We start from the raw sequence: 14,860 nt of genomic DNA on the forward strand, positions 1-14,860 counted from the left end.
ACCAGTTCCCCTTGTTGGCGGGGCATACTAGTGCAGAGCGCTTAAAACCAGCTTAAGCTGACATGACGATAGGCAAGTCCGCGTCAGCCGCCGCCCCGCTCACGGCGAAGTTTCGCCCACCAGTCGAGGCGCTTTCTGATTTCTCGCTCGAAACCGCGCTCCGGGGGATCGTAGAAGGTCTGGCGGCCCATCTTTTCCGGGAAATAGTCCTGGCCGGAAAAGGCGTCCGGCTGGTCGTGGTCGTAGAGGTAACCGTCACCATAGCCTTCGCCCTTCATCAGCTTGGTCGGGGCATTGAGGATATGTTTGGGCGGCAGCAGCGAGCCATGTTCCTTGGCGGCCCGCATGGCCGCCTTGTAGGCGACATAGACGCCGTTCGATTTCGGCGCGGTGGCGAGATAGACGCAAGCCTCGGCGAGCGCCAGCTCGCCTTCCGGCGACCCGAGATAATCAAAGGCATCCTTGGCGGCATTGCAGACAACAAGCGCCTGCGGATCGGCCAGACCGATATCCTCGACCGCCATGCGCACGAGGCGGCGGCCGAGATAAAGCGGATCTTCGCCGGCATCGAACATGCGGCAGAGATAGTAGAGGGCAGCATCGGGGTCGGAACCGCGCACGGCCTTGTGCAGCGCGGAGATCAAATTGTAGTGACCGTCCTGGCCCTTATCGTAGACCGGCGCGCGGCGCTGGACGATCCGGCCCAGACCCTCGGTGTCGAAGACTTCGCCCGGTCGGGCGGCACGCCAGACTTCTTCGGCCAGCGTCAGCGAGGCGCGTCCATCGCCATCGGCCATGCGGATCAGGCTTGCGCGGGCGTCGCTATCCAGCGGCAGCGGCTTGGCTTCGGTCTCTTCGGCACGCTTCAGAAGCGTCTCGATGCTCGCCTCATCATGCGGCTTGAAGGTCAGCACCCTCGCCCTCGACAGAAGAGCGGCGTTGAGTTCGAAGCTCGGATTCTCGGTCGTGGCACCCACGAGAATGACCGTGCCATCCTCCATGACCGGCAGGAAGCTGTCCTGCTGGGCGCGGTTGAAACGGTGAATCTCGTCGACGAAAAGCAGTGTCTGGCGGCCCTCCATGCGGCGCAGACGGGCGCTTTCAAAGACCTTCTTGAGATCCGCCACGCCGGAAAAGATTGCCGAGATCTGCTCGAAGGCGAGACCCGCCTCGCCCGAGAGCAGCCGGGCGACGGTGGTCTTGCCGGTGCCCGGCGGGCCCCAGAAGATCATCGAGCCGAGCGAGCCGGAGGCGATCATCCGGGCGAGAACGCCGTCCTCGCCGGTCAGGTGCTCCTGACCGGTGACCTCGCTCAGGCTTTTCGGCCGCAGGCGATCGGCGAGCGGGCGACGCTCGGCCATTTCCTTCGACATCTGCGGCGCAAAGAGATCACTCATCGGAAGATCTGCCGGATGCGCTGGCCGTCGCGCTCGATTTCGACACGCCAGAAGCCGGGATCGGCCTGAGCAAGCTCGGCGAGCTCATCCACTGAGCGGATCGCCTCGCCATTGACGGATACGACGATGTCGCGCAGTGAAAAGCCGAGACGGGCAGCGGGAGAGCCACGAAGCACGTCGGTCACGACCACGCCGGTGACCTCGGATGGCATCTTCAATTCATAGGCCAGGCGTGGCGACAGATTGCCGGCGCGTATGCCGGCAAAGGGGCTTCGGCCTTCGATCAGCTGGATGTCGCGCGGACGGGTTTCGGGGGCTGCAGCGAGCGTCAGCGGAATTGTCGTCTCTCGCCCGTCCTGCTGGACGGTCAGCTCGGCAATCCGGCCAAGACCGGCAGTCGTCAGGCGGTAACCGAGGGCATCCGGATGCTCGACGGGAATGCCGTTCACCGCAGTGATCACCTGCCCCGGCTTCAAGCCCGCCTTTTCGGCCGGGCCACCCTCGACGACGCGCACGACAAGCGCGCCACGCACAGTCTTAAGGCCCAGCGCCTCAGCGACATCCGAGGTCACCGGCTCGAAGCTTGCACCGACATAGGGGCGCTCGAACGAAGCGTCGCCACGATCGGCGGCATCGAGGAAAACGCGGACGAGATTGGCTGGGATGGCAAAGCCGACGCCGTTCGAGCCGCCGCCGCGCGAGAAGATCGCCGTGTTGATGCCGATCAGTTCGCCATTCATGTTGACCAGCGCGCCACCGGAATTGCCGGGATTGATCGCGGCATCGGTCTGGATGAAGAAGCCGAAATCGCCCTCGGTCACCTGGTTGCGGGCAAGTGCGGAGACGATGCCGGAAGTGACCGTCTGGCCGACACCGAAGGGGTTGCCGATGGCAAGCACGAGATCGCCGACCTCGGTCGCATCGGAATTGCCGATCGGCAGCGTCGGCATGACCTCATTGGTCTCGAATTTCAGTACGGCGAGATCGAGCCGGTCGTCCTTCAGCACGACCTTGACGGGGAATTCCCGGCCATCGGCAAGCGCCACCTTGATGTCATCGGCGCCATCGATGACGTGGTTGTTGGTGACAACAACACCATCGGCCTCGACGATCACGCCCGAGCCGAGCGAGGACTGTCGCTCCGTGCGGTTGGGCATGCGCTGGCCGAAGAACTGCTCGAAGAAGGGATCGCCGGCAAACAGGCTGGGGCGGGTCTCGACCAGGCGCTCGGCATAGACATTGACGACCGCGCCACGCGCCTGCTTGACCAGCGGCGCGAAGGAGAGCTGCATCTCGATCTGGCTTTTCGGCACGGTCCTTTCCTGCGCCAGCGCCGGGGCAGCCAGCGGCACGATCAGGGCGGCGATGACGGCGAAAGGTTTGAGGCAGCGGAGATACTGCATGCGAAGATCCTTCATGCGATATGGACGTTCTAGTCCCGGTTCGTGCGCCGGCAAATAGGCAGAACCAAGGAAGGTGCATCGCAGATGGGGATAATCCGCGTCTGGCTCAAGTCCTGACGGTTTCAATGATACGCGTCATCAATCCGTGCAATTCGTCACGGTAGCCCGTACGGGCGGATGGTGCTGCCTCGTTGGAGGTCATGGCAACGGTCAGGCCGAGGCTCGGGGTGATGTAGAGCATCTGGCCGCCATAGCCCCAGGCATAGTTCACCTGTTCGCCGCCCATCTCCTTCAGGAACCAGGCATAGCCATAGCCATCGCCGTTGAAGACGGAATTGGTCCGGCGAATCCAGCTTTCCCGGATCCAGGCTTCGGAGATCAGGCGGGTGCCGTCTTCGGTCACGCCGCCGCGACGATAGAGCTCGCCGAAAGCATGCAGCGAGCGCGGCGTCATCGCCATCTGATTGCCGCCAAGATAGTAGCCCTGGGGGTCGCGGTGCCAGGAGCCGATGCGGAAGCCTTCCAGCGGCTCCAGCCATTCGCGGGCGAGTGCCAAAGTCGGCTTGCCGGACACCTTGGTGAGGATCACCGACAGAAGATGGGTGGAGGCCGTCGAGTAGAGCATGCCGCCGCCCGGCTCGTCGACGAAATCGGCGGCAAGTGCAAAGCGCGTCCAGTTGCGGCTGGCAACCCAGCGGCCGTAATTCGGGCCCGACATGCGATCGAGGCCCGATCGCATCGAGAGCAGATGGTCGATGGTGATCCTCGACAGACGCGGATCGGGATTGGCAGGAAACTCGGAGCGCAGAACCGTTTCGATGCGCTGGTTGACCCCCTCCAGCAGACCCTTGTCGATGGCGATGCCGACAAGGGCCGAGACGACGCATTTCGAAGCCGACTTGATATTGGCCGAACCGGTGAGCGAGCTGTTGCCATAGGCGCGCTCGGCGAGCGTTTCGCCGTTTCTGGTCGCGATCACGGTCTCCAGCGTTTCGAGCCGGCGGGCTTCTTCCAAAAGTGCTGAAACGCGCGGACGCAGAGCGTCCAGATTGATGGGTGCTGGAGGTGCTGGAGGTGCGAGCGGCGGAGACGGCGGAGATGCCGGCGGAGCGGCATCGGATTGCGCAAAAGTGGATCTCGCCTGGATGGCCGAGAAGGCGCCGGCGGCGAGCATGAGGGAAAGCAGGGTTCGTCTGTTCATGCTCCCAAGGTAGTCACCTCGACCGTCGAAGGAAGGGCCAAAAAGGGAATACTCACCGGATCGTGAGGCCAGTCAGTGGATTGTCAGAGCGAAGGCTCCGGGCGCGGCCGTCGTTGCTCCCGCGTCAGTCAAGAAGAGCGATGATGTGCAGAAACTGCTTCACCCATCTCGGCCTCGCCGCCGCCTATGCCAGCCGCTTGGCGGAGCTGCGCAATGCGGTCGGCGACGTCATCCAGATGATGAAGGCGCAGAGCGTCCCGACGTCCAATTAGCAAATTGCCGAATTTACTAAACCTCTTCGCGCCTCAAGAAAAAAAGCCGGGCCACTTTCGCGCCCGGCTTTTCTAATGCGATGAAGCTTGCCGCTTATTCCGGCAGCTGACGCACGGCGCCCTTGTCGGCGGAGGACGCGAAGGCGGCATAGGCCTTGAGCGCGGTCGTGACATTGCGCTTGCGCGTTTCGGCCGGGAACCAGCCCTTGACATCCTGTTCGGCGCGGCGACGCTCCAGTTCGGCCGGATCGACGACGAGATTGATCGTGCGGTTCGGAATGTCGATGTCGATCAGGTCGCCTTCGCGCACCAGGCCGATCGCGCCACCCTGGGCGGCTTCCGGCGAGGCATGGCCGATCGAGAGGCCCGAGGTACCACCCGAGAAGCGGCCGTCGGTGACGAGCGCACAGGCCTTGCCGAGGCCCTTCGACTTCAGATAGCTCGTCGGATAGAGCATTTCCTGCATGCCCGGGCCGCCCTTCGGCCCTTCATAGCGAATGACGACGACATCGCCGGCAACGATCTGGTTCGACAGGATCGCCTTGACGGCCGAATCCTGGCTTTCGAAAACGCGGGCCGGGCCCTTGAACTTCAGGATCGACTCGTCGACGCCGGCGGTCTTCACGATGCAGCCGTCGAGCGCGATATTGCCCTTCAGAACGGCAAGACCGCCATCCTTGGAGAAGGGATGTTCGACGGAGCGGATGACGCCTTTTTCGCCGTCGGTGTCGAGATCGTCCCAGCGCGAGGCCTGAGAGAAAGCCTGGGTGGTGCGCACGCCACCGGGAGCCGCCTTGAAGAATTCGCGCACGGTTTCGGAATTGGTGCGGGTGATGTCCCAGCGGTCGATGGCGTGGCCAAGGGTTTCGGCATGTACGGTCGGGCAATCGCGGTTGATCAGGCCGCCGCGATCGAGTTCGCCGAGGATGCGCATGATGCCGCCGGCGCGGTGGACGTCTTCCATATGCACGTCCTGCTTGGCCGGTGCGACCTTCGACAGGCAGGGCACCTTGCGCGACAGGCGGTCGATATCGTCCATGGTGAAATCGATGCCGCCTTCATGGGCGGCCGCCAGAATGTGCAGAACGGTGTTGGTCGAGCCGCCCATGGCAATGTCGAGCGCCATGGCGTTTTCGAAGGCGGCCTTGGAGGCGATGTTGCGGGGCAGAACGCTTTCGTCATTCTGCTCGTAGTAGCGGCGGGTGATGTCGACGATCAAGTGGCCGGCCTCGACGAAGAGGCGCTTGCGGTCGGCATGGGTGGCGAGCGTCGAGCCGTTGCCGGGCAGCGAGAGGCCAAGGGCTTCAGTCAGGCAGTTCATCGAGTTGGCGGTGAACATGCCCGAGCAGGAGCCGCAGGTCGGACAGGCTGCCTTTTCGATCTCGTCGACTTCGGCGTCGGAGATCTTGTCATCGGCGGCGGCAACCATGGCATCAACGAGATCGAGCGCGACCTTGCGGCCATGCAGCACGACCTTGCCGGCTTCCATCGGGCCACCCGAGACGAAGACGGCGGGGATGTTGAGGCGCATGGCGGCCGAAAGCATGCCGGGCGTGATCTTGTCGCAGTTGGAAATGCAGACCATGGCGTCGGCGCAGTGGGCGTTGACCATGTATTCGACCGAGTCGGAGATGATCTCGCGCGACGGCAGCGAATAGAGCATGCCGTCATGGCCCATGGCGATGCCGTCATCGACGGCGATGGTGTTGAATTCCTTGGCCACGCCGCCGGCGGCTTCGATTTCGCGGGCGACGAGCTGGCCGAGGTCCTTCAGGTGGACATGGCCGGGCACGAACTGGGTGAAGGAATTGACGACGGCGATGATCGGCTTGCCGAAGTCGCCGTCCTTCATGCCGGTGGCGCGCCAGAGGCCGCGCGCGCCGGCCATGTTGCGGCCATGCGTGGTGGTTCTCGAACGATAGACGGGCATAGGGTGATCCTCTTTTGTCTTTTTCTGACCGTTCCGAGTGTCCGGACGCGGCCAAGCGGCTTCATTTGCTGCACTTCTACCCGATTTGGTAGATCGAAGCACCATCAGAAGCTGGAAAAGCGGTACGCTTTCCGAAACGTGATTTGCGACGGTGCAGACGAAAAGCTGCAAAGTTTGGACGTGGTGGACAGCCGACATCTGCCTAAGCTGGCCGGATATCAAACCTGTCCGGGGAATTTCATGACCAAAGCCCTCAGCCGCCTCCTGTTTTCCTGCATAATCGCCACCGCCCTGCCCGCGCAGGGGCAGATGTTGCCGGATTATCCCATCTTCCTGCGCAATGCGGCCAGCGGCCTTTGCCTCGATATCTTTCAGAACGACACCCGTCCGGGTGGCCAGCTCATTCAGTGGGACTGCCACAGCAATCCCAATCAGCAGTGGATGCTCTATCCGCTCGGCCAGGCCTATCAGATCGTCAATCGGAACAGCGGCTTATGCCTCGATGTGCGCGGGGCGCAGCGCGGCAACGGGATCGATGTCATCCAGTGGAACTGCAGCGGCCAGGCCAATCAGCTCTGGTACGTGACGCCGGGGCCGAACGGCCTGTTCATCCGCAACGTCAACAGCAACAGGTGCCTGGATGTGCGCAGCTCCTCGACGCGATCCGGTGAACGGCTGATCCAATGGGACTGCAATGGCGGGATGAACCAGGCCTTTGGTGCTGAAGTCGGCTGAGGTTGTCGGCGGCATCAGGCGTTTCTTACAGGGCGGGCGCTACACAAAATTGTTCCCGCCTGCCTTCTTTTCGGCGCCATGAAACTCTGTTCTCCTTGGAGCCGTCTCCTATGTCATGTGACATAGAGAGCCCCAAGAGGTTTGCCATGCCCCGTTACCAGCCGCCAAAGATCAGCAGTTCCGAGATCACGCCAAAGTCGCTCTATCTCAGACGCCGGGAGTTCATGGGCGTGGCAGCCGGAGGCCTTGCGGCGGTCGGGCTGGGATCGCAGGCACTTGCCGCCCCGATTGCCGCCAAGCCGAGCATCTACAAGCTCGACGAGAAGCTGACATCCAAGCAGGACGTGACGACCTACAACAACTTCTATGAGTTCGGGACGGGCAAGGAAGATCCGGCGAAGAATGCGGGGTCGCTGACCACGCGACCCTGGACGATCGAGGTCGGCGGACAGGTTGCCAAGCCGCAGGTGATCGACATCGAGGCGATCATGAAGGATTTCGAGATGGAGGAGCGCGTCTATCGGATGCGTTGCGTCGAGGCCTGGTCGATGGTCATCCCTTGGATCGGCTTCCCGCTCTCCGCCCTGCTCGACCGGGTGGAGCCGCTTGGGTCGGCGAAGTATGTGGCGTTCGAAACGCTTGTCCGTCCCGAGGAGATGCCGGGACAATCCGGGCTCTTCCAGGCGCTGGAATGGCCCTATGTCGAGGGGCTCAGACTGGACGAGGCCCGCCATCCGCTGACGATCCTGGCAACGGGCCTCTACGGCGAGACCCTGCCGAACCAGAACGGCGCGCCGATCCGGCTGGTCGTGCCGTGGAAATACGGCTTCAAGGGCATCAAGTCGATCGTCAAGATCACGCTGACCGAAGAGGAGCCGCCGACGAGCTGGAACATCGCCGCACCGCAGGAATATGGCTTCTATGCCAACGTCAATCCTGCCGTCGACCATCCGCGCTGGAGCCAGGCGACCGAGCGGCGGATCGGCGAGGCCGACGGGCTGTTCGGTGGGGCGCGGATCGATACGCTGCCGTTCAACGGCTATGCCGACGAGGTGGCGAGCCTCTACGCCGGTATGGATCTGACGAAGTTCTACTGATGGCCACGCTTGCACTCCCTGCCCTGCCCGCCCGCTACAAGCCGGCATCGATCTGGGCGCTCTATGCGGTCGGACTAATGCCGGGGCTATATGCCTTCTATCTCGGGATCTATGGCGGGCTGGGTGCCGATCCGGTGCGGGCCTTCGAACACCTGCTAGGGCTCTGGGCGCTGAAGTTCCTGTGTCTCGGGCTTGCGTTTACGCCACTGCGTGATCTGTTCGGCGTCAATCTCATCGCCTATCGGCGCGCGCTCGGGCTTCTCGCCTTCTACTATGTGCTGGCGCATTTTGCAGTCTATCTGACGCTCGATCGGGGCATGATCCTGTCGTCGATCGCCGGCGACTTGCTGAAGCGGCCCTATATCATGCTGGGCATGGCGGGGCTGTTGATGCTGATCCCCTTGGCGCTAACCTCGAACCAGTGGTCGATCCGGCGGCTCGGCCCGCGCTGGAACAGTCTGCACAAGCTCACCTATCCGATCCTGATCGTCGCGATCCTGCATTACGCGCTGTCGCTGAAGGTCATCGATCCGGAAGCAGCCTTCTACATCGTCGTGACGATCGTGCTTCTCGGCTACCGGCTGGTCAGGCCGAAGATCATGGAGCGGCGCAGGGCTAAACGCAGGGCGGCAACAAGCGTTTGAGAGATCATTCGAAAACAAGGGGTAACACGATGAAAATCACTCGATACACATGGACTGCGGCTCTCTCCGGCGCCGCGATGCTGCTTGCCACAGCCGGCTTTGCCAACGCCATCGAGATCGCTCCGTTTGAGACCTCCGCGCTCGAAGCGGCCAAGGCGGATGGCAAATCGGTGGTCGTCGATGTCACGGCAAGCTGGTGCAGCACGTGCCGGGCCCAGACGAGGATCATCGACACGCTGGCTGGCAAGCCCGAATTCAAAGACGTGCTGGTATTGAAGCTCGACTACGACAAGCAAAAGGACGAGATGCGCAGTCTCGGGGCGCAAAACCGTTCGACACTGATCGCTTTCAAGGGGGCAGAGGAGACGGGCCGCAGCGTCGCGGACACCAACCCGGCCTCGGTCGAGCAGCTGTTCGTATCGACACTCGGACGATGATCCGATGCTGAGCAGCAGTCTGCTTGCCTTTCTTGCGGGCCTCCTGTCCCTGCTCAACCCCTGCACACTGCCGCTCATCCCGATCGTGCTGGGCACGGCCATCAACCGGCATCGCTACGGACCCGTCGCGCTTGCGGCGGGTCTGACGCTGTCCTTCGTGACGATCGGCCTCTTCGTTGCGCTGGTCGGTTTCTCTATTGGCCTCGACTTCACCGTGTTCCGCCTGGCGGCGGGCGTGATCATGATCGTGTTCGGTGCGGTTCTCATCCTGCCGATGGCGCAGCATCGGGTGGCAGCGGCTGCCGGACCGGTTGCCGCGTGGTCGCAGGCGCGCTTCGGACAGGTCGATGACAAGGGCATCAAGGGACAGTTCCTCGTTGGCCTGTTGCTTGGCGCGGTCTGGAGCCCCTGCGTCGGCCCGACCTTGGGCGCAGCCTCACTCATGGCATCGCGTGGTGAAAACCTTGTGCAGGTGACCATGACCATGGTCGCCTTTGGGCTGGGTGCGGCACTCCCGCTGCTGATCATGGGCCTGTTGTCACGTGAGGCGCTTGCGCGCTCGCGTCATCGTCTGCTGACAATCGGTCAGGCCGGGAAGAGCCTGATGGGTGGGGTCCTGTTCATCACCGGCGCCCTCGTCGTCTCCGGCTTCGACAAGACCATCGAGATCTGGATCCTAGAAAACGCGCCGGCGTCTCTGATCGATCTGACGACCAGGATCTAGAGCCGGGCCCCATTAGCTTGAGCGATCGAGAGACGGAGGGGCATGCATTCCCTTCCCTTTCGACTTCGCTCCTTCAGATTTTTTTCGCATGCCGTGTCGAAATAGGGTTAGCTCGTTCGTTGGGGGAGCAGGATCGCAAAAGCGGTTCTCGCAACGAAAGGAGAGACGACATGCGTGTGATGGTGATGGTCAAGGCAACGGAAGACAGCGAAGAAGGCATCATGCCGCCGCCAAAGCTGTTCGAGGACATGGGCAAGTTCAACGAGGAACTGGTGCAGGCTGGCATCATGCTTTCGGGCGATGGTCTCAAGCCCTCGAAAATGGGCAAGCGGGTCGCCTTCGACGGTCCGGATCGCCGGGTTATCGACGGACCCTTTGCCGAGACACGGGAGCTGGTCGCCGGCTACTGGATCTGGGAGGTGAAGGACATGGACGAGGCGGTCGCCTGGGTCAAACGCTGCCCGAACCCGATGATGACGCCAAGCGAGATCGAGATCCGGCCCTTCTACGAGATGGAGGATTTTGCCGATGTCGCGAGCCCCGAGGGCCAGGCAAGCCATGACCGCGCAGCCGAAGGACTTGCCGCGCAGCAGAACTCGAAGGGCTGAGCCATCATGAGCAAGATGCTCTTCATCAACCTGCCGGTCACCGATCTCGACACCTCGACCCGCTTCTACGAGGCACTGGGGGCAAGGAAGAACCCGCAATTCTCGAACGACAATGCGGCCTGCATGATGCTGACCGACACGATCGGCGTGATGATCCTGACGCATGACTTCTACCGGACCTTCACGAGCCGTCCGATTGCAGACGCCAAGGCGACGAGCCAAACGCTTCTGGCGCTGACCGTCGAGGCGCATGCGGATGTCGACCGGGTTGTGGGCGCGGCAAGCCGCGCCGGCGGACGTGTCGATCCCAACCCGCCGCAGGATCACGGCTTCATGTGGAGCCGCTCGGTGGAGGATCCGGACGGGCATGTCTGGGAGATCTTCTGGATGGACCCGGCGGCTGCAGCCGGCGACACGACCAGCGTCGACGCCTGAACGCGATGTCTTCGGTTGACCGGGCGTGTGGCCGGTCCATACTGCTGACCATGAGACGAGACGGAGACGCGCGTTCGGCCTTGCCTGATCGGGTCGAGGCCATCGCCCGCGACATCGAAGGCATCTATCGCATGGAGCGGGTCCGGCTCACCGCCGGGCTCGCTCGATATGTCGGTGACCTCGGCCTCGCCGAGGAGCTGGCGCAGGAGGCGCTGGTTTCGGCGCTTGCGGCATGGCCGGCTTCCGGCATCCCACCAAATCCCGGCGGCTGGCTGATGACGACGGCGAAGCGCCGGGCGGTGGATCTCTGGCGCCGACGCCGGATGATGGCGCGGCACGAGGCAGCGCTGGCGCATGATATCGAGACCGGCAGGGCAGACGAACATGCGACCGTGGAGACAGCGCTGGACGACGAGATCGGTGACGAGCGGCTGGCGCTGATCTTCACCGCCTGCCATCCGCTGCTCTCCCGCGACCAGCGCACGGCGCTGACGCTGAAGATCATCGGCGGGCTGACGACGGAGGAGATCGCTAGCGCCTTCCTCACGCTGGAAACGACCGTAGCGCAGCGGATCGTCAGGGCGAAGAAGATCCTGCGTGAGGGCGACGTGGCCTTCGAAGTGCCTTTGGGCGCGGCGCGCGATGCCCGCCTCGCCTCGGTGCTGGAAGTGATCTACCTGATCTTCAACGAGGGTTATGCGGCAAGCCGGGGCGAAGACCTGATCCGGACGCAGCTTTGCGACGAGGCGATGCGGCTCGGCCGCATCCTGGTGGGCCTGGCACCTGAAGAGCCGGAAGCGCATGGGCTGCTTTCGCTGATGGAGCTTCAGGCCTCGCGTTTCAAGGCACGGCTCGGAGCGGATGGCAGCGCGCAAACGCTGGAAACTCAGAACCGGCGGCTTTGGGACAGGTTGCTGATCCAGCGCGGTGTGGACGGCCTGGCGATGGTCAGCCGACTGGGCGGCGAAGACGGGATCTATGCCCTACAGGCGGCGCTCGCAGCCGTGCATGCGCGGGCCGCAAAATTTGAAGATACGGACTGGGTCAGAAGTGCTGCGCTCTACGACCGGCTGCTGGAACGCGTCCCCTCGCCTGTCGTGGCGCTGAACCGCGCCGTGGCCCATGCCATGGCGTTCGGACCGGAGACGGGGCTGGCACTGCTGGCGGAGATCGAGGCTGAGCCGCAACTTGCCGACTACCTGCCGCTCTATGCGGCAAAGGGGGATTTCCTGTTTCGGCTGGCGCGGAGGGCGGAAGCACAGGCGGCGTTCGAACGGGCAGCCAGTCTCAGCGATAATGCGGTGGAGCGGGCATTTCTAATGGGGCGTGTTGCCGACTGTGGCCGTTGAATTGCGGTCCGTCAAACGCAAAAAACCGGGTGATCGCTCACCCGGCTTTTTTCATCCTTCCCTTACGGGAGGTAACTTACGCTGCTTCAGCTTCGGCTTCAGCGGCGACGCGGGCCTTGTCGGCTGCGCCCTTGGCGTCAACGTCGCGCTCGACGAACTCGATGACAGCCATGGCGGCGTTGTCGCCCTGGCGGAAACCGGCCTTCATGATGCGCAGGTAGCCGCCGTTGCGGGTTGCGTAACGCGAAGCGATGGCGTCGAAGAGCTTCTTGACGGCATCAACGTCCTTGATCTGCGAGATGGCCTGACGACGAGCGTGCAGGTCGCCGCGCTTGCCGAGGGTGACCAGCTTCTCGACGATCGGGCGAATTTCCTTCGCCTTCGGGAGCGTGGTGACGATCTGCTCATGGGTGATGAGCGAAGCAGCCATGTTGGCGAACATCGCCTTACGGTGGCTGGCGGTACGGTTCAGCTTGCGGCCGGCTTTTTGGTGGCGCATTGCTATTCTCCTTTAAGTGCAGGCTCTGTCTCAGAGGCTGCCGTTTCCTGACACATACGAGCATGCGCTCGCATTTTGACGGGGAAAGGCAGGCTTAGAGGCTGCCTTCACTGTTATCAATACTGGTCTTCGTAACGCTTCGCGAGATCTTCGATGTTCTCGGGCGGCCATGCCGGTACTTCCATACCGAGGTGCAGGCCCATGGAAGCGAGAACTTCCTTGATTTCGTTGAGCGACTTGCGGCCGAAGTTCGGCGTACGCAGCATTTCTGCCTCGGTCTTCTGGATCAGATCGCCGATGTAAACGATGTTGTCGTTCTTCAGGCAGTTTGCCGAGCGGACCGAAAGCTCCAGCTCGTCGACCTTCTTGAGCAGCGCCGGGTTGAAGGCGAGCTCGGTGACGGCTTCCTCTTCGGCTTCCTTCTGCGGCTCGTCGAAGTTGACGAAGACCGAGAGCTGGTCCTGGAGGATGCGGGCAGCGAAAGCGACGGCGTCTTCACCCGTGACCGAGCCATCGGTTTCGATGGTCATGGTCAGCTTGTCATAGTCGAGAACCTGGCCCTCGCGGGTGTTTTCGACCTTGTAAGACACCTTCTTGACCGGCGAGTAGAGGCTGTCGACCGGGATCAGGCCGATCGGAGCATCTTCCGCGCGATTACGCTCGGCCGGGACGTAGCCCTTGCCGTTGTTGACCGTGAACTCCATGCGGATCTCAGCGCCCTCGTCGAGGGTGCAGATCACATGGTTGGGGTTCAGGATCTCAATGTCGCCGACCGTCTGGATGTCACCGGCGGTTACAACGCCCGGACCCTGCTTGCGGACAACCATGCGCTTGGCATCGTCGCCGTCCATCTTGATGGCGATTTCCTTGATGTTCAGGACGATGTCGGTGACATCTTCACGAACGCCCGGGATAGACGAGAACTCGTGCAGAACGCCGTCGATCTGGACAGCCGTAACGGCTGCACCACGGAGCGACGACAGGAGAACGCGACGCAGAGCGTTGCCGAGCGTCAGGCCGAAGCCACGCTCAAGCGGCTCGGCGACGAGGGTCGCCTTGGTGCGGCCGGAGGAGGAAAATTCCACCTTGTTCGGCTTGATCAGTTCCTGCCAATTCTTCTGAATCATGATTTTACCTTCCGTTCGCCATCACCATTCAATCGTGACGGCCGAATATGAGAAGCACCGGGAAGGCGTATAAGCCTGCCCGGCAAGACGAAGGATGATCAGACGCGACGCTTCTTGCGCGGACGGCAACCATTGTGCGGGATCGGCGTCACGTCGCGGATGGACGTGATCATGAAGCCGGCAGCCTGGAGGGCGCGCAGAGCGGATTCACGACCGGAGCCCGGGCCGCAAACTTCAACTTCCAGCGTCTTCATGCCGTGTTCCTGGGCCTTCTTGGCGCAGTCTTCGGCAGCGATCTGGGCAGCGAACGGGGTCGACTTGCGCGAACCCTTGAAGCCCTTCGCACCAGCAGACGACCAGGCAATCGCGTTGCCCTGTGCGTCGGTGATGGTGATCATCGTGTTGTTGAAGGTCGAGTTGACGTGGGCGACGCCCGTCGAGATGTTCTTGCGTTCGCGACGGCGGACGCGTGCGGCTTCCTTGGCCATGGTCTTCCTTTCAGTTGATCTAATCACCGCCGTAATGCCAGCGGCTACACCAATCGAGGCAAAAGGATTTAGGCAGTCGCCAGTAGTATCCCTACTGCCCACTGCCTATTGCCAACTGCCTCGAAAAAATTACTTCTTCTTACCAGCGATCGCCTTCGCCGGACCCTTGCGGGTGCGGGCGTTGGTGTGCGTGCGCTGACCGCGAACCGGCAGACCACGACGATGGCGCAGGCCACGGTAGCAGCCGAGGTCCATCAGACGCTTGATGTTCATCGCGGTTTCGCGACGCAGGTCACCTTCGACCTGGTAATCGCGGTCGATGGTTTCGCGGATCTGGAGTACTTCAGCGTCGGTCAGCTGGTGAACGCGCTTGTCAGCCGGAAGACCGACCTTCTCCATGATTTCCGATGCGAACTTCGGGCCGATCCCGTGAATATAGGTCAGCGCGATAACAACGCGCTTCGCAGTCGGGATGTTGACGCCAGCGATACGTGCCACGCCTATTCTCCTTGCT

The 14,860-nt window shown here is 62.5% G+C and carries 17 protein-coding genes; 9 read left to right on the top strand and 8 right to left on the bottom strand.

Translation table 11 applies throughout. The features are described from left to right. Positions 1-83: 83 nt before the first annotated feature. The 3 genes from AC1PUL_RS09190 to AC1PUL_RS09200 all read right to left on the bottom strand — a co-directional run bounded on the left by AC1PUL_RS09190 (position 84) and on the right by AC1PUL_RS09200 (position 4,001). Positions 84-1,397, bottom strand: a complete 1,314-nt coding sequence (locus tag AC1PUL_RS09190; protein WP_480468002.1) for a replication-associated recombination protein A — start codon at positions 1,395-1,397, stop codon at positions 84-86. After that, on the bottom strand, positions 1,394-2,800 hold the full coding sequence (locus AC1PUL_RS09195) for a DegQ family serine endoprotease (protein WP_480468004.1): 1,407 nt from the start codon (positions 2,798-2,800) through the stop codon (positions 1,394-1,396). The genes AC1PUL_RS09190 and AC1PUL_RS09195 overlap by 4 nt, the downstream gene beginning before the upstream one ends. A gap of 106 nt (positions 2,801-2,906) precedes the next feature. Continuing rightward, positions 2,907-4,001: a serine hydrolase domain-containing protein gene (locus AC1PUL_RS09200; protein WP_480468005.1), complete on the bottom strand. Its 1,095-nt coding sequence runs from the start codon at positions 3,999-4,001 to the stop codon at positions 2,907-2,909. 143 nt (positions 4,002-4,144) lie between these two features. Here AC1PUL_RS09200 and AC1PUL_RS09205 point away from each other — a divergent pair, with 143 nt between their 5' ends. Next, the gene (locus AC1PUL_RS09205; protein WP_480468007.1) at positions 4,145-4,273 is read left to right on the top strand and encodes a hypothetical protein; all 129 of its coding nucleotides are present in this window, start codon (positions 4,145-4,147) and stop codon (positions 4,271-4,273) included. Positions 4,274-4,367: 94 nt separating this feature from the next. On the opposite strand, the gene ilvD is transcribed toward AC1PUL_RS09205, so the two are convergent. Beyond that, the gene (ilvD, locus tag AC1PUL_RS09210) at positions 4,368-6,203 is read right to left on the bottom strand and encodes a dihydroxy-acid dehydratase (protein ID WP_480468008.1); all 1,836 of its coding nucleotides are present in this window, start codon (positions 6,201-6,203) and stop codon (positions 4,368-4,370) included. 240 nt (positions 6,204-6,443) lie between these two features. Here ilvD and AC1PUL_RS09215 point away from each other — a divergent pair, with 240 nt between their 5' ends. The 8 genes from AC1PUL_RS09215 (at position 6,444) to AC1PUL_RS09250 (ending at position 12,232) form a co-directional block, all read left to right on the top strand. Then, the gene (locus AC1PUL_RS09215; RefSeq protein ID WP_480468009.1) at positions 6,444-6,938 is read left to right on the top strand and encodes an RICIN domain-containing protein; all 495 of its coding nucleotides are present in this window, start codon (positions 6,444-6,446) and stop codon (positions 6,936-6,938) included. 146 nt (positions 6,939-7,084) lie between these two features. After that, on the top strand, positions 7,085-8,035 hold the full coding sequence (msrP, locus tag AC1PUL_RS09220; RefSeq protein WP_480468010.1) for a protein-methionine-sulfoxide reductase catalytic subunit MsrP: 951 nt from the start codon (positions 7,085-7,087) through the stop codon (positions 8,033-8,035). After that, positions 8,035-8,679: a protein-methionine-sulfoxide reductase heme-binding subunit MsrQ gene (gene msrQ, locus AC1PUL_RS09225; RefSeq protein WP_480468012.1), complete on the top strand. Its 645-nt coding sequence runs from the start codon at positions 8,035-8,037 to the stop codon at positions 8,677-8,679. The genes msrP and msrQ overlap by 1 nt, the downstream gene beginning before the upstream one ends. Positions 8,680-8,708: 29 nt before the next feature. After that, positions 8,709-9,116, top strand: a complete 408-nt coding sequence (locus tag AC1PUL_RS09230; protein ID WP_480468014.1) for a thioredoxin family protein — start codon at positions 8,709-8,711, stop codon at positions 9,114-9,116. A gap of 4 nt (positions 9,117-9,120) precedes the next feature. Beyond that, entirely contained in the window at positions 9,121-9,840 is a 720-nt protein-coding gene (locus AC1PUL_RS09235; RefSeq protein WP_480468016.1) for a cytochrome c biogenesis CcdA family protein, read from the top strand. A 170-nt stretch (positions 9,841-10,010) separates the two neighbouring features. Further along, complete coding sequence (locus tag AC1PUL_RS09240) at positions 10,011-10,448, top strand: YciI family protein (protein ID WP_480468018.1); 438 nt, start codon at positions 10,011-10,013, stop codon at positions 10,446-10,448. A 6-nt stretch (positions 10,449-10,454) separates the two neighbouring features. Beyond that, the gene (locus AC1PUL_RS09245; protein ID WP_480468019.1) at positions 10,455-10,883 is read left to right on the top strand and encodes a VOC family protein; all 429 of its coding nucleotides are present in this window, start codon (positions 10,455-10,457) and stop codon (positions 10,881-10,883) included. A gap of 80 nt (positions 10,884-10,963) precedes the next feature. Beyond that, positions 10,964-12,232, top strand: coding sequence for an RNA polymerase sigma factor (locus AC1PUL_RS09250; RefSeq protein WP_480468022.1), 1,269 nt, complete (start codon positions 10,964-10,966; stop codon positions 12,230-12,232). 76 nt (positions 12,233-12,308) lie between these two features. On the opposite strand, the gene rplQ is transcribed toward AC1PUL_RS09250, so the two are convergent. From rplQ to rpsM, 4 genes are all read right to left on the bottom strand, one after another. Next, entirely contained in the window at positions 12,309-12,731 is a 423-nt protein-coding gene (gene rplQ, locus AC1PUL_RS09255) for a 50S ribosomal protein L17 (RefSeq protein WP_185810439.1), read from the bottom strand. 116 nt (positions 12,732-12,847) lie between these two features. Further along, on the bottom strand, positions 12,848-13,858 hold the full coding sequence (locus AC1PUL_RS09260; protein ID WP_185810440.1) for a DNA-directed RNA polymerase subunit alpha: 1,011 nt from the start codon (positions 13,856-13,858) through the stop codon (positions 12,848-12,850). Positions 13,859-13,956: 98 nt separating this feature from the next. Further along, complete coding sequence (rpsK, locus tag AC1PUL_RS09265) at positions 13,957-14,346, bottom strand: 30S ribosomal protein S11 (protein ID WP_136597303.1); 390 nt, start codon at positions 14,344-14,346, stop codon at positions 13,957-13,959. A gap of 129 nt (positions 14,347-14,475) precedes the next feature. Beyond that, on the bottom strand, positions 14,476-14,844 hold the full coding sequence (gene rpsM, locus AC1PUL_RS09270) for a 30S ribosomal protein S13 (protein WP_113462289.1): 369 nt from the start codon (positions 14,842-14,844) through the stop codon (positions 14,476-14,478). Between the last annotated feature and the right edge of the window lie 16 nt (positions 14,845-14,860).

Source organism: Rhizobium sp. P43 (genome assembly GCF_056730705.1).